At 68.0% G+C, this 19,648-nt stretch carries 21 protein-coding genes and 1 riboswitch; of the genes, 20 read left to right on the top strand and 1 reads right to left on the bottom strand.

Translation table 11 applies throughout. The annotated features are described in order from the left end of the window. Positions 1 to 128 precede the first annotated feature (128 nt). Together WS46_RS27445 and thpR are read left to right on the top strand one after the other, a co-directional pair. Complete coding sequence (locus WS46_RS27445; protein WP_059692374.1) at positions 129 to 1,619, top strand: sodium:alanine symporter family protein; 1,491 nt, start codon at positions 129 to 131, stop codon at positions 1,617 to 1,619. Further along, entirely contained in the window at positions 1,616 to 2,164 is a 549-nt protein-coding gene (gene thpR, locus WS46_RS27440; protein WP_059692373.1) for an RNA 2',3'-cyclic phosphodiesterase, read from the top strand. Before WS46_RS27445 ends, thpR begins: the two co-directional genes overlap by 4 nt. Before the next feature lie 67 nt (positions 2,165 to 2,231). On the opposite strand, the gene WS46_RS27435 is transcribed toward thpR, so the two are convergent. After that, positions 2,232 to 4,001 carry an ABC transporter ATP-binding protein/permease gene (locus WS46_RS27435; RefSeq protein ID WP_059692372.1) on the bottom strand — a complete coding sequence of 590 codons (1,770 nt, stop codon included), beginning with the start codon at positions 3,999 to 4,001 and terminating at the stop codon, positions 2,232 to 2,234. A 269-nt stretch (positions 4,002 to 4,270) separates the two neighbouring features. Beyond that, a riboswitch (TPP riboswitch) is annotated at positions 4,271 to 4,394 on the top strand. A 234-nt stretch (positions 4,395 to 4,628) separates the two neighbouring features. Between WS46_RS27435 and WS46_RS27430 the strand changes: the two genes are divergently transcribed. The 18 genes from WS46_RS27430 to hisB all read left to right on the top strand — a co-directional run bounded on the left by WS46_RS27430 (position 4,629) and on the right by hisB (position 19,596). After that, a complete protein-coding gene (locus WS46_RS27430) occupies positions 4,629 to 5,765 on the top strand; it encodes an FAD-dependent oxidoreductase (protein WP_059692371.1) in 1,137 nt (378 codons plus the stop codon). A 32-nt stretch (positions 5,766 to 5,797) separates the two neighbouring features. Next, positions 5,798 to 5,995, top strand: coding sequence for a sulfur carrier protein ThiS (thiS, locus tag WS46_RS27425; protein WP_014898319.1), 198 nt, complete (start codon positions 5,798 to 5,800; stop codon positions 5,993 to 5,995). A gap of 39 nt (positions 5,996 to 6,034) precedes the next feature. Further along, positions 6,035 to 6,850 (top strand): thiazole synthase, encoded by an 816-nt coding sequence (locus WS46_RS27420; RefSeq protein ID WP_039322226.1) that lies wholly within the window; start codon positions 6,035 to 6,037, stop codon positions 6,848 to 6,850. After that, entirely contained in the window at positions 6,847 to 7,971 is a 1,125-nt protein-coding gene (gene thiE, locus WS46_RS33060; RefSeq protein WP_063892213.1) for a thiamine phosphate synthase, read from the top strand. Before WS46_RS27420 ends, thiE begins: the two co-directional genes overlap by 4 nt. Positions 7,972 to 8,055: 84 nt before the next feature. Next, positions 8,056 to 8,877: an ABC transporter ATP-binding protein gene (locus tag WS46_RS27410; RefSeq protein WP_059535623.1), complete on the top strand. Its 822-nt coding sequence runs from the start codon at positions 8,056 to 8,058 to the stop codon at positions 8,875 to 8,877. Beyond that, positions 8,874 to 9,641 carry a lipid asymmetry maintenance ABC transporter permease subunit MlaE gene (gene mlaE / locus WS46_RS27405; protein ID WP_059535625.1) on the top strand — a complete coding sequence of 256 codons (768 nt, stop codon included), beginning with the start codon at positions 8,874 to 8,876 and terminating at the stop codon, positions 9,639 to 9,641. Before WS46_RS27410 ends, mlaE begins: the two co-directional genes overlap by 4 nt. A 24-nt stretch (positions 9,642 to 9,665) precedes the next feature. After that, positions 9,666 to 10,226 carry an outer membrane lipid asymmetry maintenance protein MlaD gene (mlaD, locus tag WS46_RS27400; RefSeq protein WP_059692370.1) on the top strand — a complete coding sequence of 187 codons (561 nt, stop codon included), beginning with the start codon at positions 9,666 to 9,668 and terminating at the stop codon, positions 10,224 to 10,226. A 32-nt stretch (positions 10,227 to 10,258) separates the two neighbouring features. Next, the gene (locus WS46_RS27395) at positions 10,259 to 11,224 is read left to right on the top strand and encodes a VacJ family lipoprotein (RefSeq protein WP_059692369.1); all 966 of its coding nucleotides are present in this window, start codon (positions 10,259 to 10,261) and stop codon (positions 11,222 to 11,224) included. Between the two features lie 110 nt (positions 11,225 to 11,334). After that, complete coding sequence (locus WS46_RS27390; RefSeq protein WP_059535680.1) at positions 11,335 to 11,964, top strand: phospholipid-binding protein MlaC; 630 nt, start codon at positions 11,335 to 11,337, stop codon at positions 11,962 to 11,964. Then, the gene (locus tag WS46_RS27385; protein ID WP_059692368.1) at positions 11,961 to 12,236 is read left to right on the top strand and encodes a lipid asymmetry maintenance protein MlaB; all 276 of its coding nucleotides are present in this window, start codon (positions 11,961 to 11,963) and stop codon (positions 12,234 to 12,236) included. Before WS46_RS27390 ends, WS46_RS27385 begins: the two co-directional genes overlap by 4 nt. A 191-nt stretch (positions 12,237 to 12,427) precedes the next feature. Continuing rightward, positions 12,428 to 13,354, top strand: coding sequence for an ABC transporter ATP-binding protein (locus WS46_RS27380; protein ID WP_059535631.1), 927 nt, complete (start codon positions 12,428 to 12,430; stop codon positions 13,352 to 13,354). After that, positions 13,351 to 14,106 (top strand): ABC transporter permease, encoded by a 756-nt coding sequence (locus WS46_RS27375; protein WP_059535633.1) that lies wholly within the window; start codon positions 13,351 to 13,353, stop codon positions 14,104 to 14,106. Before WS46_RS27380 ends, WS46_RS27375 begins: the two co-directional genes overlap by 4 nt. A 50-nt stretch (positions 14,107 to 14,156) precedes the next feature. Beyond that, positions 14,157 to 14,396: a BolA family protein gene (locus WS46_RS27370; RefSeq protein ID WP_006477131.1), complete on the top strand. Its 240-nt coding sequence runs from the start codon at positions 14,157 to 14,159 to the stop codon at positions 14,394 to 14,396. 13 nt (positions 14,397 to 14,409) lie between these two features. After that, positions 14,410 to 15,759 (top strand): UDP-N-acetylglucosamine 1-carboxyvinyltransferase, encoded by a 1,350-nt coding sequence (gene murA / locus WS46_RS27365; protein WP_059692367.1) that lies wholly within the window; start codon positions 14,410 to 14,412, stop codon positions 15,757 to 15,759. Next, positions 15,756 to 16,409, top strand: coding sequence for an ATP phosphoribosyltransferase (gene hisG, locus WS46_RS27360; protein ID WP_006751807.1), 654 nt, complete (start codon positions 15,756 to 15,758; stop codon positions 16,407 to 16,409). Before murA ends, hisG begins: the two co-directional genes overlap by 4 nt. Before the next feature lie 24 nt (positions 16,410 to 16,433). After that, a complete protein-coding gene (gene hisD / locus WS46_RS27355) occupies positions 16,434 to 17,750 on the top strand; it encodes a histidinol dehydrogenase (RefSeq protein WP_059692366.1) in 1,317 nt (438 codons plus the stop codon). A 119-nt stretch (positions 17,751 to 17,869) separates the two neighbouring features. Beyond that, the gene (hisC, locus tag WS46_RS27350; RefSeq protein WP_059692365.1) at positions 17,870 to 18,943 is read left to right on the top strand and encodes a histidinol-phosphate transaminase; all 1,074 of its coding nucleotides are present in this window, start codon (positions 17,870 to 17,872) and stop codon (positions 18,941 to 18,943) included. 65 nt (positions 18,944 to 19,008) lie between these two features. Continuing rightward, entirely contained in the window at positions 19,009 to 19,596 is a 588-nt protein-coding gene (hisB, locus tag WS46_RS27345) for an imidazoleglycerol-phosphate dehydratase HisB (protein WP_006751804.1), read from the top strand. The last annotated feature ends 52 nt before the right edge of the window (positions 19,597 to 19,648 follow it).

The following is a 19,648-nucleotide window of genomic DNA, read 5'->3' as shown; positions in this document are numbered from 1 at the left end:
GTCGATGTTCCGCGATCCGGAAACCTTTCGTTTTGTAATAATCCTTGGAAATTGTCATATCATGTCGCCCGACCGGCCGCGTTCGCGCGGCCGCCGCATTTGACTGACCCCATTTACAAGGACTCTGAATGGAAGCATTCGTGCATGGGCTGATCGACGCCGTCAACGGCGTGCTGTGGAATTACGTGCTGATCGCGCTGCTGCTCGGCGCCGGCGCGTGGTTCACGTTGCGGTTCCGGATGATCCAGCTGAAGGCGCTGCTCCTCAGCATCAAGCTGGTCGGCAGCAAGGGCGAGCCGGGCAGCATCTCGTCGTTCCAGGCGTTCGCGACCGGGCTCGCGAGCCGCGTGGGCACCGGCAACATCGCCGGTGTCGCGGTCGCGCTGACGGTCGGCGGGCCGGGCGCGATCTTCTGGATGTGGATGACGGCGCTCGTCGGGATGTCGTCGGCGTTCGTCGAGGCGACGCTCGCGCAGATCTTCAAGGTGTCGCATCCGGACGGCAGCTATCGCGGCGGCCCCGCGTACTACATCCAGACGGGCCTGCGCTCGCGCGGCTTCGGCGTGCTGTTTTCGCTGTCGCTGATCCTCGCGTTCGGCTTCGTGTTCAACGCGGTGCAGGCCAACGCGATCGCCGATGCGTTCCATACGTCGTTCGGCTGGAGCCGCGAGACGGTCGGCCTCGGCCTCGTGCTGCTCACCGCGCCGCTCATCTTCGGCGGGATTCGCCGCATCGCGTCGGTCGCGCAGGTGATCGTGCCGGTGATGGCGATCGGCTACCTCGCGCTGGCCGTCTACGCGGTCGCGACGCACGTCGCGCTGGTGCCGGGCGTGATCGCGCTGATCGTGAAGAGCGCGTTCGGGCTCGAGCAGGCGGCGGGCGGCCTGACCGGCTACGCGGTCAGCCAGGCGGTCGCGATGGGCGTGAAGCGCGGGTTGTTCTCGAACGAGGCCGGCATGGGCAGCGCGCCGAACGCGGCCGCGACCGCGAGCGTGCGGCATCCGGTCGTGCAGGGGCTGATCCAGATGCTCGGCGTGTTCGTCGACACGATCGTGATCTGCAGCGCGACCGCGTTCGTGATCCTGCTGTCGGGCCAGTACGAACTCGGCGCAGGCATGGAGGGCGCGGCGCTCACGCAGCGCGCGATCGCGAGCCACGTCGGTGACTGGGGCGGCATCTACATGGCCATTGCGATCTTCTTCTTCGCGTACTCGTCGGTGATCGGCAATTACGCCTACGCGGAAGGCAACGTCGACTTCATCACGAAGCGGCGCGGCGTGCTGCCGCTGTTCCGCATCGCGGTGCTCGGCATGGTGATGTTCGGCAGCGTCGGGCAACTGCCGCTCGTATGGGCGATGGCCGATACGAGCATGGGGCTGATGGCGATCATCAACCTGGTCGCGATCCTCGCGCTCGGCAAGTATGCGCATGCCGCGTGGCGCGACTATCGCCGCCAGCGCGCGGAGGGTATTGCCGATCCGGTGTTCACGCGCAACACGATTCCCGAGCTCGCGCGCGTGCTGCCGGCCGACGTGTGGGGCGAGCACGGCCCGTTGCCGCAGCGTCCGGTGTCGGCCGATGCGGTGGCCGAGGCGCGCGTGGCGGTGCGCGAGTCATGAACGGCGACCGGCTCCGTGCGTTCGTCGCGCTGATGCCCGATGCGGCATCGCGCGACGCGCTGCACGCGCTGCCGGTCACCCGAGGCGCGCGGCGCACGCTGCCCGCGCAACTGCACGTGACGCTCGCGTTCATCGGCGCGATCGAACGCGCGCGTTGCGACGCGCTGGCCACACGCCTGCCGGCGCTCGCGGCCGCGCATGCGCTGCCGATGCAGCCGGTCGAGCGGATTGCGTGGTGGCCGAGCCTGCCGCGCGCGAGACTGATCGTCGCGGAACTCGCGCCCGATCCCGCCTGTGCGGCGTTGAATGCCGACTTGTCCGCGCTGCTGCTCGAACTGGGCGTGCCGGCCGACCGCCGGCCGTTCAGGCCGCACGTCACGCTCGCGCGGCTGCCGCGCGACGCGGACGGGCAGCCCGCGCACGGCGGTGCGACCGGGCGGCCGGTCGCGCTGCGTTTCGTCGCGCTGACGTTGTTTGAAAGCCGGCTGTCGCACGACGGCGTGTCGCATGTGCCGATCGTGTCGGTGCCCGTCGGGCGGGTGTAGCGGGAAGGCGGGCGGGACGAGGAAGAGAACAAGGCCGGCGCGGTATGCGCCGGCCTTTTTGTTTCGGTTACGCGGCGACCTTGTCGCTGTCGTACACGCGTTCGACGTTGATCGTGCCGACGTGGAACGCGGCCAGTGATTCGCGATGCGCGATGCTGACGATCGCGGCTTTCGGCAGCCGTTCGGCGAGCAGGTGATAGAGCCGCGCTTCGTTGTCGGCGTCGAGCGCGCTCGTCGCTTCGTCGAGGAACAGGAAGTCGGGCTTGTGCAGCAGCACGCGCGCGCCGGCCAGACGCTGCTGTTCGCCCGGCGACAGCACGCGCGTCCAGTGGCCGGTCTCGTCGAGGCGGCCGACGTAGTCTTCCAGGCGGCACGCGCGCAGCGCGTCGCGGCACGCGTCGTCGGTGAATGCGTCGGGCGCGGCCGGATAGGTGAGCGCGGCCTTCAGCGTGCCGATCGGCAAGTAGCTGGTTTGCGGCACGAACATCATCCGCGCGCCGACCGGCGCGTCGATCGCCCCGTCGCCGAACGGCCACAGGCCCGCGAGCGCGCGCATGAACGTGCTCTTGCCGGAACCCGACTTGCCGACCACGAGCCAGCGCGAGCCGGGCTCGATCGTCACGTTGCCGATGTTCGCGAGCGCGTTGCCGTTCGGCAGCGCGAGCTTCAGCGACGACGTCGACAGCTTCGCGGCATCGACGTAGTGCAGGTTGATGCCGCCGTGCTCGGTCGCGGGTGACAGGCTTTCCTTCAGGTGCGACGTACCCATCACGCGCTTGAATTCACGCAGACGGTTGACGGTCGCGCGCCATTCGACGAGGGTCGAGTAACTGTTGATGAACCACGAGAACGAATCGCTGACGGTGCCGAACGCGGACGCAATCTGCATCAGCACGCCGAACGAGAACGCGCCCGCGAAATAGCGCGGCGCCGCGACGACGAGCGGAAAGATGATCGCGATCTGACTGTAGAAGGCCGTGACGAACGTGAGGCGCTTCGTGTACTTCATCACGCGCCACCAGTTGTCGCGAATGCGCGTGAACAGCGTCTGCGCGGTGCCGATCTCGGTTTTCTCGCCGTCGTAGAACGCGATCTGCTCGGCGTTCTCGCGCACGCGGATCAAGCCGAAGCGGAAGTCCGCCTCGACGCGCTGTTGCTGGTAGTTGATCGACACGAGCGGGTGGCCGACCTTCTGGATGATCAGCGAGCCGACCACCGCATACAGTGCGGCCGCCCAAACCATGTACCCGGGAATCGCGACAGGCGTCGCGCCGAGCGTGATCGTCAGCGCGCCCGCGAGCGACCACAGGATCGTGATGAACGACACGAGCGTGACGACCGTCGACAGCAGGTCGAGCGACAACGTGAGCGTGGCCGTCGCGAACGACTGGAGATCGTCGGTGATCCGCTGGTCGGGGTTGTCGGCGAGGCGGTCGCGCTCGATCCGATAGAACGCGCGATCGCCGAGCCATTGGCCGAGGAAGCGGTCGGTGAGCCACTGGCGCCAGCGGAACCCGAGCATCTGGCGCAGATAGCGGCCGTAGACGGCAAGGATGATGAATGCGAACGCGAATGCCGAGAACTGCATCAGCAGACCGGGGAAGTCTTGAACGTTCTTCGACTGCAGCGCGTTGTAGAACCCCACGTTCCACTTGTTCAGCTTGACGTTGATCCAGACCACGCAGAGGTTGATCGCGATGATCGTGACCAGCAGCCCCCACGCGATTTTCCATTCGGACGACACCCAGTAGGGCTTGATGAGGCTCCACGCGGATACCGGGCGCTCGTCCTGCGGCGCGTCGGAGGCGGAGCGGACGGGATCGATCGATTGGGTCATGTGCTTCCTGATGAGTAGCCGGCGCGCGTGCCGGGCGGAGCCGGACGCGCGCCGCGATACGGTATGCCGGGACGGAGTGCCGACTGACGGCGGGCGTCCGGATGGTGACCCGCGCGTCTTAAACGGCACTTAAGGCCGGCGGTGACGCGGCAACCGGCCGCTCGCGCGGCCGGCCTGCGGGCATTGTGCCAGAGCGGCGCGACGCGACGGCGAATTTGCCGCAAGGGGGACAGTTTGCGGCGCTTTCCGCTTTTATGGTCTAATGGCCGACGACGAAACAGGGGTGCTTCGAGCGCGGCCGACGGACAGTTCCGGGCGACGCGGCGAGGCTGAGAAAGACCCTTCGCACCCGATCCGGGTAATACCGGCGAGGGAAGTTTCTGATCCCGCCGGGCCGCGCTGGCTGCCATCCCACATGGTCAGCGCCCGAGTCCCGCCCGGCCGGCCTTTGCTGCCGGTTTCGTCCTTTTGGGTACGCGCGTTGCGCGTTACGGAAGGAATGATGACCGCTCAATCTTCAGTCTTTTGCGCTGTTCCCGATCCGCTGTCGCGTGCGTCCGCACGGGACGGTGCGCGCGCGTCGACGTTCGTCGCACGCGCCCGCGCGGTTCGCGAGGAGGCCGCGTGATGAACCTCCACGCTTCCCGGCCCGATTTCGCGGTACTCGGCGGCGGCCTCGTCGGCCGTCTGATCGCGTGGCGGCTTGCGGGCGACGGGCATCGCGTCGCGCTGTACGAGCGCGGCGGCCCGGACGGCGAGCAGTCGGCCGCGTGGGTCGCGGCCGCGATGCTCGCGCCGCTCGCCGAGGCGGCGAGCGCCGAACTGCTGATCACCGAGCTCGGCGCGGCATCGCTCGCGCGCTGGCCGCAATGGCTCCCGGAACTGCCCGAACCGGTGTTCTTCCAGCAGCACGGCACGCTCGTCGTCTGGCATCAGGCGGATCGCGCCGAGGCGCCGCTGTTCGAGCGGCGCGTGCGCGCGAACGCGCCGGCCGAGCTGTTCGACGGTGGCTTCGTCGCGCTGGCCGGCGCGCAGGTCGACGCGGCCGAGCCCGCGCTCGCGGGGCGCTTCGCGCGCGGCCTGATGCTGCCGCGCGAGGGGCAGCTCGACAACCGGCAGGCGCTGCGCGCACTCGCGGCGGGCCTCGCGCAACGCGGCGTCGAGCTGCACTGGCACGCGACGATCGACGACGCGAACCGGCCCGACGCGCATTTCACGATCGATTGCCGCGGGCTCGGCGCGAAATCCGCGCTGCCCGCGCTGCGCGGCATCCGCGGCGAAGTCGCGCGCGTGCACGCGCCGGGCATCGGGCTCACGCGGCCCGTGCGGCTGCTGCATCCGCGCTATCCGTTGTACATCGCGCCGAAACAGGACGACCTGTACGTGATCGGCGCGACCGAAGTGGAGGGCGAGGACATGTCGCCCGTCAGCGTGCGCTCGGCGCTCGAACTGCTGAGCGCGGCGTTTTCCGTGCACCCGGCGTTCGGCGAGGCGCGCATCCTCGAACTGAACGCGCAATGCCGCCCGACGTTGCCCGATCACCGCCCGGCGGTGATCTGGGACGGCGCGACGACGCTGGCCGTCAACGGCCTGTACCGGCACGGCTTCATGATCGCGCCGGAAGTCGCGCACGCGGCGGTCGCGTTGGCGCAAGCCGCGCTCGGCGGCGCATTCGCCGATGCCGACGCGTTCGCCGCGTGGCGCGATGCCGCGCGCTGGCAGACGCTCCTTCATCACCGCGACGACGCGCGCCAGCCGGCCTGACGCGCGCCGCCGACCGAATTCGATCAAGCCTCATGGATATCCAGATCAACCAACAGACGCTGACGCTGCCCGACGGCGCGACGGTGGCCGACGCGCTCGCCGCGTACGGCGCGCGTCCGCCGTACGCGGTCGCGCTGAACGGCAATTTCGTCGCGCGCACGCAGCATGCGGCGCGCGCGCTCGCGACGGGCGACAAGCTCGACGTGGTGCACCCCGTCGCGGGCGGCTGAGCGCCGCCGGTTCGCCCTCCGCTCTTCCAGGAAAACGACATGACGTCCCTCACTTCCGCCGACGCGCTGACGCTGTACGGCGAAACCTTCGCAAGCCGCGTGCTGCTCGGCACGTCGCGCTACCCGTCGCTGCAGTCGCTGTCCGATTCGATTGCCGCGTCGCGCCCCGGGATGGTGACGGTCGCGCTGCGCCGCCAGATGACCGGCGGCACCGCCGAGGCCGGCTTCTTCGATCTGCTCAAGCGTCACGCGGTGCCGCTGTTGCCGAACACGGCGGGCTGCCAGACTGTCGCCGAAGCGGTGACGACCGCGCACATGGCGCGCGAGGTCTTCGATACCGACTGGATCAAGCTCGAGCTGATCGGCGACGACTACACGCTGCAGCCCGATCCGGTCGGGCTGATCGAGGCGGCCGCGCAACTGGTCAAGGACGGCTTCAAGGTGCTGCCGTATTGCACCGAGGATCTCGTGATCGGCCGGCGTCTGCTCGACGTCGGCTGCGAGGCGCTGATGCCGTGGGGCGCGCCGATCGGCACCGGCAAGGGCGTCGTGAATCCGTACGGGCTGCGCGTGCTGCGCGAGCGGCTGCCGGACGTGCCGCTGATCGTCGACGCCGGGCTCGGCGTGCCGTCGCACGCATGCCAGGTGATGGAGTGGGGCTTCGACGGCGTGCTGCTGAACACGGCCGTGTCGCAGGCCACGCATCCGGAAATCATGGCGCGTGCGTTCGCGCAAGGCGTCGAGGCCGGCCGGGCGGCCTATCTCGCCGGGCCGATGGATGCGCGCGAGACCGCGCACGCGAGCACGCCGGTCGTCGGGATGCCGTTCTGGCACCAGGACGGGGGCGGCGCATGAGCGTGCGCTTCGCCGATGCATTCTGGCCGCCGGCCGACGAGCTGGCCGAAGCGGCCGAGCGGATTCGCGCCCGCCTGGGCGACTGGCCGACCGGCACGACGCCGTGGCGGCTGTGCGTCGCGGCGCCCGACGTGCCGGCCGACGGCGACGTGCTGATCGTGTCGGCCGGCGATCGTGCCGCGCAGGCGCGCGCGTCGGCTGCGTCGCGCCCCGCGTCGCCGGACGCGGCCGCGATCGAGTTCGACGAACACGGCGCGGTGCTGCATGCCGCGGGCGTGCGCCACGCGCTGGAAGCCGCGCATCCGCTCGCCGACGACTGGATCGCGGCGCTCGCGGCGTTCCTCGATTGCGGCTTCGCGCCGATCGACGCGCTGGTGCTCGCGCTCGCGTGGCGCGACGGCGACGAAGCGCGCGGGGCCGATGCGTGGCCGGTCGATGCCGCGCGGTTCCCGCGCGTCGCCGGCCTGGCCTCGGCACCCGAGCCCGCATTCCCGCCGTGCCCCGCGCAACTTGGCCTTTATCCGGTCGTCCCCGACGCCGAATGGGTCGAACGCGTGCTCGAGTGCGGCGTGCGAACCGTGCAACTGCGCGTGAAAGGCGCGGATCCGGACGCGTTGCGCCGGGAAGTCGCACGGGCGGTCGCGGCGGGGCGCCGTTATCCCGATGCGCGCGTGTTCATCAACGATCACTGGCAGATCGCGATAGAAGAGGGCGCGTACGGCGTACATCTGGGTCAGGAGGACCTGGAAACGGCCGATCTGGCCTCAATCGCGCGCGCCGGCCTGCGGCTCGGGCTGTCGAGTCACGGTTATTACGAGATGTTGCGCGCGTTGCACGAGCACCCGAGCTATCTGGCGCTCGGCCCCGTGTACGCGACCGCGACCAAGGCCGTCGCGGCGCCGCCGCAAGGCCTCGCGCGGATTGCCCGCTATGCGCGCTTCGCGGGCGCGCGGGCGCCGCTCGTCGCGATCGGCGGCGTGGGGCTCGACGCGTTGCCGGACGTGCTGGCGACGGGCGTCGGCAGCGTCGCGGTGGTCAGCGCGGTCACGGGCGCAGACGATTATCGGGCGGCGATTGTTGCGTTGCAGCAATGTTTTGCCCGACAATTTGACAATCATTGACCGCAGGGCTCGGAACGGCGTCACGACATCATTCCAATGCAGGCCCTATAATTCGGCGTTCTGCGTAAAAGGACTGTCAGCTCCGTGAGCCCCACTCCTACCGAGACACTGCTGGAACTTCGCGACGTCGACTTTGGCTACGGCGACCGCCTCGTCCTGTCGAACCTGAACATGCGCTTCGGGCGCGGCCAGGTCGTCGCCGTCATGGGCGGGTCGGGTTGCGGCAAGACGACCGTGCTGCGCCTGATCGGCGGCCTGGTGCGCGCACGCCGCGGCCAGGTGCTGTTCGACGGCGCCGACGTCGGCGCGCAGACGCGCGACGGCCTGTACGCGCTGCGCCGCAAGATGGGCATGCTGTTCCAGTTCGGCGCGCTGTTCACCGACATGTCGGTGTTCGAGAACGTCGCGTTCGCGCTGCGCGAACACACCGACCTGCCCGAAGACCTGATCCGCGACCTGGTGCTGATGAAGCTCAATGCGGTCGGCCTGCGCGGCGCGCGCGACCTGATGCCGTCCGAGGTGTCCGGCGGGATGGCGCGCCGCATCGCGCTCGCGCGCGCGATTGCGCTCGACCCCCAGCTCATCATGTACGACGAACCGTTCGCGGGCCTCGATCCGATCTCGCTCGGCATCACGGCGAACCTGATCCGCACGCTGAACGAGGCGCTCGGCGCAACGTCGATCCTCGTCACGCACGACGTGCCGGAATCGTTCGCGATCGCCGACTACGTGTATTTTCTGGCCAATGGCGGCGTGCTCGCGCAGGGCACGCCCGACGAGCTGCGCGCGTCGACCGACCCGAGCGTGCGCCAGTTCATCGACGGCGCGCCGGACGGCCCGTTCAAATTTCATTACACGAGCCCGCCCCTGGCCGCGGATTTCGGGCTCGGCGGAGGGCGCGCATGATCAGCGCGATCGGACGTTACGTCATCGGCGGCCTCGAGCGCGCGGGCTATGGCACGCGGCTGTTCGTGCGCCTCGTGCTGGAATTCTTCCCGCTGCTGCGCCGGCCGCGGCTGGTCACGAAGCAGATCCACTTCCTCGGCAACTATTCGTTCGTGATCATTGCCGTGTCGGGCCTGTTCGTCGGCTTCGTGCTCGGCCTGCAGGGCTATTACACGCTGAATCGCTACGGGTCCGAGCAGGCGCTCGGCCTGCTGGTCGCGCTGTCGCTGGTGCGCGAGCTCGGCCCGGTCGTGACCGCGCTGCTGTTCGCGGGCCGCGCGGGCACGTCGCTCACGGCCGAGATCGGCCTGATGAAGGCCGGCGAGCAGCTCACCGCACTCGAGATGATGGCCGTCGATCCGCTCAAGACGGTGATCGCACCGCGCCTGTGGGCCGGCATCATCGCGATGCCGCTGCTCACCGCGATCTTCAACGCGGTCGGCGTGCTCGGCGGTTATTTCGTCGGGGTCGTGCTGATCGGCGTCGATCCGGGCGCGTTCTGGTCACAGATGCAGGGCGGGGTCGAGGTGTGGGCCGACGTCGGCAACGGCGTGATCAAGAGCATCGTGTTCGGGTTCGCCGTGACCTTCATTGCACTGTTTCAGGGGTATGAAGCGAAGCCCACGCCCGAGGGCGTGTCGCGCGCGACGACCAAGACGGTCGTGTTCGCGTCGCTCGCCGTACTCGGCCTCGATTTCCTGCTGACCGCGCTGATGTTCAGCTAAGCCTCAGCCAAGCCAAATTTTGGGATGACGATGAAAAAGACTGCTCTCGACTTCTGGGTCGGCCTGTTCGTGGTGGTGGGCTTCCTTGCGGTGCTGTTCCTGGCGCTCAAGGTCGGCAACATGAGCTCGCTGTCGTTTCAGCCGACCTACTCGGTGAGGATGAAATTCGACAACATCGGCGGGCTGAAGCCGCGCGCCGCCGTGAAGAGCTCGGGCGTCGTGGTCGGCCGCGTGAAGTCGATCGCCTTCGACACCAACACCTACCAGGCGCTGGTGACGATCGATATCGACGGCCAGTATCCGTTCCCGAAGGATTCGTCGGCGAAGATCCTGACGTCGGGCCTGCTCGGCGAGCAGTACATCGGCCTCGATCCGGGCGGCGACACCGAAATGCTGAAGGCGGGCGATACGATCACGATGACGCAGTCGGCGATCGTGCTCGAGAACCTGATCGGCCAGTTCCTGTACAGCAAGGCAGCCGACGCGGGTGGCGCGAAGCCGGCATCGGGGGCTGCGGCCGCGCCGGCCGCACCCGCGCCGGTCGCGGTGCCGGCCTCCGCGGTGTCCGGTTCGACCGCCCAATAACCACACGAGAGAAAGACAAGAGGGTAATGACCATGCAGACGATCCGCATCAGGCACGCCGCGCTCGCGGTGGCGGCAGTCGCCGCGTTGAGCGGTTGCGCGACCGTGCAGACGCCGACCAAGGGCGATCCGCTCGAAGGCTTCAACCGGTCGATGTACAAGTTCAACGACACGGTCGACACGTACGCGCTGAAACCGGTCGCGAAGGGCTACCAGTACGTGGTGCCGCAGCCGGTGCGCGACAGCGTGACGAACTTCTTCTCGAACATCGGCGATGTCTACATCGCCGCGAACAACATCGTGCAGCTGCGAATCGCGGACGGCGTCGGCGACATCATGCGCGTCGTGATCAACACGGTGTTCGGCGTCGGCGGCCTGTTCGACGTCGCGACGATCGCGAAACTGCCGAAGCACACGGCCGACTTCGGGATCACGATGGGCCGCTACGGCATGCCGTCGGGCCCGTATCTCGTGCTGCCGCTGCTCGGTCCGAGCACGCTGCGCGACACGGCAGGCCTCGGCGTCGACTACGTGGGCAATCCGCTCACCTACGTGAAGCCGGACAGCCTGAGCTGGGGCCTGTTCGGCGTGAACCTCGTCAACACGCGTGCGAACCTGCTCGGCGCGGGCGACGTGCTGGATGCCGCGGCGCTCGACAAGTATTCGTTCGTGCGCAACGCGTACCTGCAGCGCCGCCAGATGCTGATCGACAACGCGCGCGGCGAGGCCTCGACGGCGTCGAGCAACGACGCGCTGCCGAAGTACGACCTGCCGGACGACGGCGCGGCACCGGCGGCAGCCGGCGCGGCGGGAACGGCGGGTGCGGCCGCGGTCGGCGGCGCGACGGCGCCGGCCGGCGCATCGGGCGCGGCCGTCGCCGCACCGGCGTCGGGCAGTGCCGAAGCACCGAACCCGGCCAGCGCGACGAACGTGCCGGCAATGCAGATGACGCCGCCCGCTCCGGGCGGGATCCGTTTCCCGAGCATCAAGCTGCACTGACCCATTTACATTCGTTACAGCCGGAAACGATTGAGTCGGTGGCGCACGCGAACTTGCGCGTAAGCTACCGGCTCCAACCTACGCATCGACTCTTCATGCAGGTCACTATGATGAAAAAACTGTTCCTGATCCCCGTTTTCGCGGCGCTGTTCTCGTTCGGCAGCGCAGCTCACGCGCAAGTCGACCAGTCGAACCCGCAGGCGCTGATCAAGACGGCGACGCAGCAGGTCCTCGACGAGGTCAAGCAGCAGACGATCAAGCAGGGCGATACCAACCGCATCATTACGATCGTCAACAAGGACATCCTGCCGTACACCGATTTCCGCCGCACCACGCAGCTCGCGATGGGTCGCAACTGGCGCACGGCGTCGGCCGAGCAGCAGCAACAGGTTCAGGAGCAGTTCAAGCTGCTGCTGATCCGCACGTATTCGGGCGCGCTCGCGCAGTTGAAGCCGGACCAGCAGATCCAGTACCCGCCGTTCCGCGCCGATCCGGCCGACACCGACGTGGTCGTGAAGACGGTCGCGATGAACAACGGTCAGCCGGTACAGATCGACTATCGCCTGTACAAGTCGGCGAATGGCTGGAAGGTGTATGACCTGAACGTGCTCGGCGCGTGGCTGATCCAGACGTACCAGCAGCAGTTCAACGAGAAGATCCAGCAAAGCGGCGTGGACGGCCTGATCCAGTTCCTGACGCAGCGCAACCAGCAACTTGCCGCCGGCAAGCAGGCGTCGTGAGCGCCTTCAAAGCAGGCTCATCGCTGACCGTTGCGAGCGCGAAGTCCGCGCTCGCGGACGGTCTTGCGCGCATCGGCGCCGGCGCGACCGCCGTCGATTGCGCGGCGCTGACGCAGTTCGACTCGTCCGCGCTCGCCGTGCTGCTCGCATGGCAACGTGCCGCCAAAGCGCGCGGCGCGACCCTCGACCTCCTCAATCTCCCGCAGAAGCTCGCCAGCCTCGCGCGCGCCTACGGCGTCGACGCGCTCATCGACGGCACCGGGCGACATTGACCCTGTCCGACCGAAGCCTGCCGCGCCAGCCGGCGCGCGCACGCTTCAGTCCGCGCGCCGCCTGCGCCGGCCCCACCAGTCGGTTTGCCCTATAATCAAGCGTTTTGCGGGGCAGCCAATCGGCGTCCGCCCCCATTTTCTTTCGCAGCAAGCACAGAATAGGCGTCGCGGCCCTTGCGCCGCGCACAGTCATGTCAGCCATAGAAATCCGTCACGTCAAGAAGCGCTACAAATCGCTTCAGGCGCTCAAGGGCGTCAGCCTGTCGGTCGAGGAAGGCGAGTTTTTCGGTCTGCTCGGCCCGAACGGCGCAGGCAAGACCACGCTCATCAGTATCCTCGCCGGGCTTGCCCGGGCCGATGAAGGCAGTATCTCGGTGCGCGGCCACGACGTCGTCAAGGACTTCCGCGATGCGCGCCGCGCGCTCGGCGTCGTGCCGCAGGAACTCGTGTTCGACCCGTTCTTCACCGTCCGCGAAACGCTGCGGATCCAGTCCGGCTATTTCGGGCTGCGCCACAACGACGACTGGATCGACGAAGTGATGGCCAATCTCGACCTCACCGAGAAGGCCGACGCGAACATGCGCGCGCTGTCGGGCGGGATGAAGCGCCGCGTGCTGGTCGCGCAGGCGCTCGTGCACCGGCCGCCCGTGATCGTGCTCGACGAGCCGACCGCCGGCGTCGACGTCGAACTGCGCCAGACGCTGTGGCAGTTCATCTCGCGGCTGAACCGCGAGGGCCACACGATCGTCCTGACCACCCATTACCTGGAAGAAGCCGAGTCGCTGTGCGACCGCATCGCGATGCTGCGTCGCGGTGAAGTCGTCGCGCTCGATCGCACCGACGCGCTGCTGCGCCGCTTCGCGGGCCTGCAGCTGTACCTGCGGTTCTCGACCGGCGCGCTGCCCGCCGAGCTGCGCGGGCTGGAGACCGATCCGGCCGCGCGCGCGCCGGGCGAGCATCTGCTGCGTCTCACGAGCTACGACGATGTCGAGCGCATCCTCGCGCAGTGTCGCGCGGCCGGCTGCACGTTCGACGAGATCGAGGTCCGCAAGGCCGACCTCGAGGATGTGTTCGTCCAGGTGATGAACGGGGCCGAGGTCATCGAGGGTCTGGCATGAGCGGTTTTCAAACGCTGTTCTACAAGGAACTCCTGCGCTTCTGGAAAGTGTCGTTCCAGACGGTGTGCGCGCCGATCGTGACGGCGCTGCTGTACCTGACGATCTTCGGCCATGCGCTGTCGGGCCGCGTCGAGGTGTATCCGGGCGTCGAGTACGTGAGTTTTCTCGTGCCGGGCCTCGTGATGATGAGCGTGCTGCAGAACGCGTTCGCGAACAGCTCGTCGTCGCTGATCCAGTCGAAGATCACCGGCAACCTCGTGTTCGTGCTGCTGCCGCCGTTGTCTTACAGGGACATCTTCGGCGCGTACGTCCTTGCGTCCGTCGTGCGCGGGCTCGCGGTCGGCACGGGCGTGTTCGTCGTGACGATCTGGTTTATCCCGATGCATTTCGCGGCGCCGTTGTTCATCATCGCGTTCGCGCTGCTCGGCTCGGCGATCCTCGGCACGCTCGGGCTGATCGCCGGCATCTGGGCCGAGAAGTTCGACCAGCTCGCCGCGTTCCAGAACTTCCTGATCATGCCGCTGACGTTCCTGTCCGGCGTGTTCTATTCGACGCATTCGCTGCCGCCCGTGTGGCGCGAGATCTCGCGTCTCAACCCGTTTTTCTACATGATCGACGGCTTCCGTTACGGGTTCTTCGGCGCGTCCGACATCAACCCGCTCACGAGCCTCGCGATCGTCACCGGTTTCTTCGTGCTGCTCGCGATGTTCGCGATGCGGCTGCTCGCGACCGGCTACAAACTGCGTCATTGATATCGACGGCGGCGGCCGCCACGGGCGGCGCGCGCCGACAGGAGCCCCTCATGTTGCCGACTCCCGAACAGGTCAAGCAATACATCGCCGGCGGTCTCGCCTGCACTCATCTGGAAGTCGAAGGCGACGGCCAGCATTTCTTCGCGACGATCGTGTCGGCGGCCTTCGAAGGCAAGCGGCCGATCCAGCGGCACCAGCTCGTTTATGCGGCGCTCGGCGATCGCATGAAGCAGGAAATTCACGCGCTCAGCATGAAGACGCTGACGCCCGCCGAATGGCAGAACGCATAACCGGAACCACTGAGTGCAAGTCACCGTCAACGAGCGCGACGCCGTCCAGAGCGTCGCCACGGCACACCCGGCCGCCAACGGGGAATCGCAGGGACTTGGGATGGACAAGCTGGTGATCGAAGGCGGTCGCCGGTTGTCGGGCGAGATCGTCGTGTCGGGCGCGAAGAACGCCGCGCTGCCGATCCTGTGCGCGGGGCTGCTCAGCGCCGAGCCGGTCGAACTCGACAACGTGCCGAACCTGAAGGACGTGCGCACCACGCTGAAGGTGCTGAACCAGATGGGCGTGAAGAGCGAGACGGACGGCTGCCGCGTGCAGCTCGACGCGTCGCGCGTCGACAACCTCGTCGCGCCGTACGAGCTCGTCAAGACGATGCGCGCGTCGATCCTCGTGCTCGGGCCGCTGCTCGCGCGCTTCGGCGAGGCGAAGGTGTCGCTGCCGGGCGGCTGCGCGATCGGCGCGCGGCCGGTCGACCAGCACATCAAGGGCCTGCAGGCGATGGGCGCCGAGATCAGCATCGAGCACGGCTTCATCGAGGCGCGCGCGAAGCGCCTGAAGGGCGCGCGCATCGTGACCGACATGATCACGGTGACGGGCACGGAAAACCTGCTGATGGCCGCGACGCTGGCCGATGGCGAGACGGTGATCGAGAACGCGGCGCGCGAGCCGGAAGTGAGCGATCTCGCGCACCTGCTGGTCGCGATGGGCGCGAAAATCGACGGCATCGGCACCGACCGCCTCGTGATCCAGGGCGTCGAGCGGCTGCATGGCGCACGCCATTCGGTGATTCCCGACCGCATCGAGGCCGGCACGTTCCTGTGCGCGGTCGCGGCGGCGGGCGGCGACGTGATGCTGACGGGCGTGCGCCCGCACATCCTCGACGCGGTGATCGACAAGCTGCGCGAGGCCGGTGTGTCGATCGAGGAAGGCGACAGCTGGCTGCGCGTGAAGATGGACCGCCGCCCGTCGGCGGTGACGATCCGCACGTCGGAATACCCGGCGTTTCCGACCGACATGCAGGCGCAGTTCATGGCCCTCAATTCGGTCGCGACGGGCACCGCGCAGGTCGTCGAGACCATTTTCGAGAACCGTTTCATGCACGTGCAGGAGCTGAACCGGCTCGGCGCGAACATCACGATCGACGGCAACACGGCGCTCGTGACCGGCGTCGACAAGCTGTCCGGCGCGAACGTGATGGCGACCGACCTGCGCGCGTCGGCGAGCCTCGTGATCGCCGGGCTGCGCGCCGAAGGCGAAACGCTCGTCGACCGCATCTATCACCTGGACCGCGGCTACGACCGCATGGAAACCAAACTGACCGCCGTCGGCGCGAACGTGCGCCGCCTCTCCGGGAGCCAAGCATGACCGCGCCGCTGACCCTCGCCCTGTCGAAGGGCCGGATTTTCGAGGAAACCCTGCCGCTGCTGGCGGCCGCCGGCGTGCAGGTGGCCGAGGATCCGGAAACGTCGCGCAAGCTGATCCTGCCGACGACCGATCCGAACCTGCGCGTGATCATCGTGCGCGCGAGCGACGTGCCGACCTACGTCGAATACGGCGCGGCCGATTTCGGCGTGGCCGGCAAGGACGTGCTGGTCGAGCACGGCGGCTCGGGCCTGTACCAGCCGATTGACCTGAACATTGCGCGCTGCCGGATGTCGGTGGCGGTGCCGGCCGGTTTCGACTATGCGAACGCGGTGCGCCAGGGCGCGCGCCTGCGGGTCGCGACCAAATACGTCGAAACGGCACGCGAGCATTTCGCCGCGAAAGGCGTGCACGTCGACCTGATCAAGCTGTACGGCTCGATGGAACTGGCGCCGCTGGTCGGGCTGGCCGACGCGATCGTCGACCTCGTCAGCTCGGGCGGCACGCTGAAGGCGAACAATCTGGTCGAGGTCGAGGAGATCATGGCGATCTCGTCGCGCCTCGTCGTGAACCAGGCTGCGCTGAAGTTGAAGCGCGCGGCGCTCAAGCCGATTCTCGACGCGTTCGAACGCGCGTCGCAGAATGGCAATTGAGCGCATCACCGTAACGGAATTCCCATGGCCATCACCATCCGCAAACTCGATTCGACGAGCGACGGCTTCGACGCCGCGCTGCGTGCGGTGCTCGCGTTCGAGGCGAGCGAGGACGAAGCGATCGAGCAGTCGGTCGCGAAAATTCTCGCCGATGTGAAGTCGCGCGGCGACGCCGCGGTGCTCGAGTACACGAACCGCTTCGACCGGCTGGACGCCAGCAGCGTCGCCGCGCTCGAACTGCCGCAGGACGCGCTGCAGACGGCGCTCGACGGCCTCGCGCCGAAGGCGCGCGCGGCGCTGGAAGCCGCTGCCGCGCGCGTGCGTGCGTACCACGAGAAACAGAAGATCGAGTGCGGCACCCATAGCTGGCAGTACACGGAAAGCGACGGCACGGTGCTCGGCCAGAAGATCACGCCGCTCGACCGCGTCGGCCTGTATGTGCCGGGCGGCAAGGCCGCGTATCCGTCGTCGGTGCTGATGAACGCGATTCCCGCGCGCGTCGCGGGCGTCGGCGAGATCGTGATGGTCGTGCCGACCCCGGACGGCGTGAAGAACGACCTCGTGCTCGCCGCGGCGCTGCTCGGCGGCGTCGATCGCGTGTTCACGATCGGCGGCGCGCAGGCGGTCGGCGCGCTCGCATACGGTACGGCGACGGTGCCGCCGGTCGACAAGATCTGCGGGCCGGGCAATGCATACGTCGCGTCGGCGAAGCGCCGCGTGTTCGGCACGGTCGGCATCGACATGATCGCCGGCCCGTCGGAAATCCTCGTGCTGTGCGACGGCACGACCGATCCGAGCTGGGTCGCGATGGACCTGTTCTCGCAGGCCGAACACGACGAGCTCGCGCAGTCGATCCTGCTGTGCCCGGACGCCGCGTTCCTCGAGCGCGTCGAGAAGGCGATCGACGAGCTGCTGCCGACGATGCCGCGCCAGGACGTGATCCGCGCGTCGCTGGAAGGCCGCGGCGCGCTGATCAAGGTGCGCGACATGGCCGAAGCGTGCCGGATCGCGAACGACATCGCGCCGGAGCACCTCGAGATTTCCGCGCTGGAGCCGCAGCAATGGGGCCAGCAAATCCGCCACGCCGGCGCGATCTTCCTCGGCCGCTACACGAGCGAAAGCCTCGGCGACTACTGCGCGGGCCCGAATCACGTGCTGCCGACGTCGCGCACCGCGCGCTTCTCGTCGCCGCTCGGCGTGTACGACTTCATCAAGCGTTCGAGCCTGATCGAAGTCAGCGCCGAAGGTGCGCAGACGCTGGGCGAGATCGCCTCGGAGCTTGCATACGGCGAAGGGCTGCAGGCGCACGCGCGCAGCGCCGAGCTCCGGATGAAGGGATGACGCGCGCCGGAGCCGCTGCCGACGCAGCGGTTCCGGTCGACGAGGAGGCCCGGCGCAGGGCGGCAGCCGCCGCCTTGCCGACCATTTGACGCCGACGCGACGCACGCCGGCTTGAGACCATGACGACGCCACAAGACATCATCCGCCGCGACGTGCTCGCGATGACGAGCTACCCGGTGCCCGACGCGAGCGGCTTCGTGAAGCTCGACGCGATGGAGAACCCGTATTCGCTGCCGGCACCGCTCGCGACGGCGCTCGGCGAACGCCTCGCGCAGGTCGCGCTGAACCGCTACCCGGCGCCGCGCCCGGGCGCGCTGCTCGACAAGCTGCGCCGCGCGATGGGCGTGCCGGCCGCATGCGACGTGCTGCTCGGCAACGGCTCGGACGAAATCATCAGCATGATGTCGGTGGCGTGTGCGAAACCGGGCGCGAAGGTGCTCGCACCGGTGCCGGGTTTCGTGATGTACGAGTTGTCGGCGAAGTTCGCGCAGCTCGAATTCGTCGGCGTGCCGCTCAAGGCCGACCTGACGCTCGACGCCGACGCGATGATCGCGGCGATCGCCGAGCACCGGCCCGCGCTCGTCTATCTCGCTTACCCGAACAACCCGACCGGCACGCTGTACGACGAGGCCGACGTCGAGCGGATCATCGCGGCCGCGCCGCACAGCCTGATCGTGATCGACGAGGCGTACCAGCCGTTCGCGGAGCGCTCGTGGCTGCCGCGCGCCGCCGAGTTCGACAACGTCGTCGTGATGCGCACGGTGTCGAAGCTCGGCCTCGCGGGGATCCGCCTTGGTTATCTCGCCGGGCTGCCGGCGTGGCTGACCGAGTTCGACAAGGTGCGCCCGCCGTACAACATCAACGTGCTGACCCAGGCAACCGCCGATTTCCTGCTCGACCACCTCGACGTGCTCGACGCGCAGGCGGCCGAACTGCGTGCGGAACGCACGCGCCTCGCGCAGGCCGTGGCCGCGCTGCCGGGCACGACGGTGTTCCCGAGCGCCGGCAATTTCCTGCTGGTGCGCGTGCCGGACGCAGCCGCCGTGTTCGATGCGCTGCTCACGGAGCGGGTGCTGGTCAAAAACGTGAGTAAAATGCATCCGTTGCTGTCCGAATGCGTGCGGCTGACCGTCGGTTCTCCCGACGAAAACGCGCGCCTGCTGGCTGCTTTGAAACTCGCACTGCCCGGTTGAGCCCACGGCGCGGCGGCGCGTGACGATCAATCCCCATTTACATCAGACTCAATCAAGGAATTGCCATGCGTGTGGCGGAAGTCGTTCGCAATACCAGCGAAACGCAGATCCGTGTGAAGCTCGATCTCGACGGGACGGGCCGGCAGAAGCTGGCCACCGGCGTGCCGTTTCTCGACCATATGCTCGACCAGATCGCGCGACATGGTCTGATCGATCTCGAGGTCGAAGCGCATGGCGATACCCATATCGACGACCACCACACGGTCGAGGATGTCGGCATCACGCTCGGTCAGGCCGTCGCGAAGGCGATCGGCGACAAGAAGGGCATCCGCCGCTACGGCCATTCGTACGTGCCGCTCGACGAGGCGCTGTCGCGCGTCGTGATCGACTTCTCGGGCCGGCCCGGTCTTGAATTCCACGTGCCGTTCACGCGTGCGCGGATCGGCACGTTCGACGTCGATCTCTCCATCGAATTCTTCCGCGGGTTCGTGAACCACGCGGGCGTCACGCTGCACATCGACAACCTGCGCGGCATCAACGCGCATCACCAGCTCGAAACGGTGTTCAAGGCCTTCGGCCGGGCGCTGCGTGCGGCGGTGGAGCTCGACGAGCGCGCGGCGGGACAGATTCCGTCGACGAAGGGCAGCCTCTAACTTCCGAACGACAGGACGCCAACGACAACCTCACGGCTTCGGCGCGGCGCGC

Origin of the sequence: Burkholderia sp. RF4-BP95, assembly GCF_001521985.1 — a bacterium.
GTDB lineage: Bacteria > Pseudomonadota > Gammaproteobacteria > Burkholderiales > Burkholderiaceae > Burkholderia > Burkholderia diffusa.
This window is presented reverse-complemented; position numbering and strand designations above follow the sequence as displayed.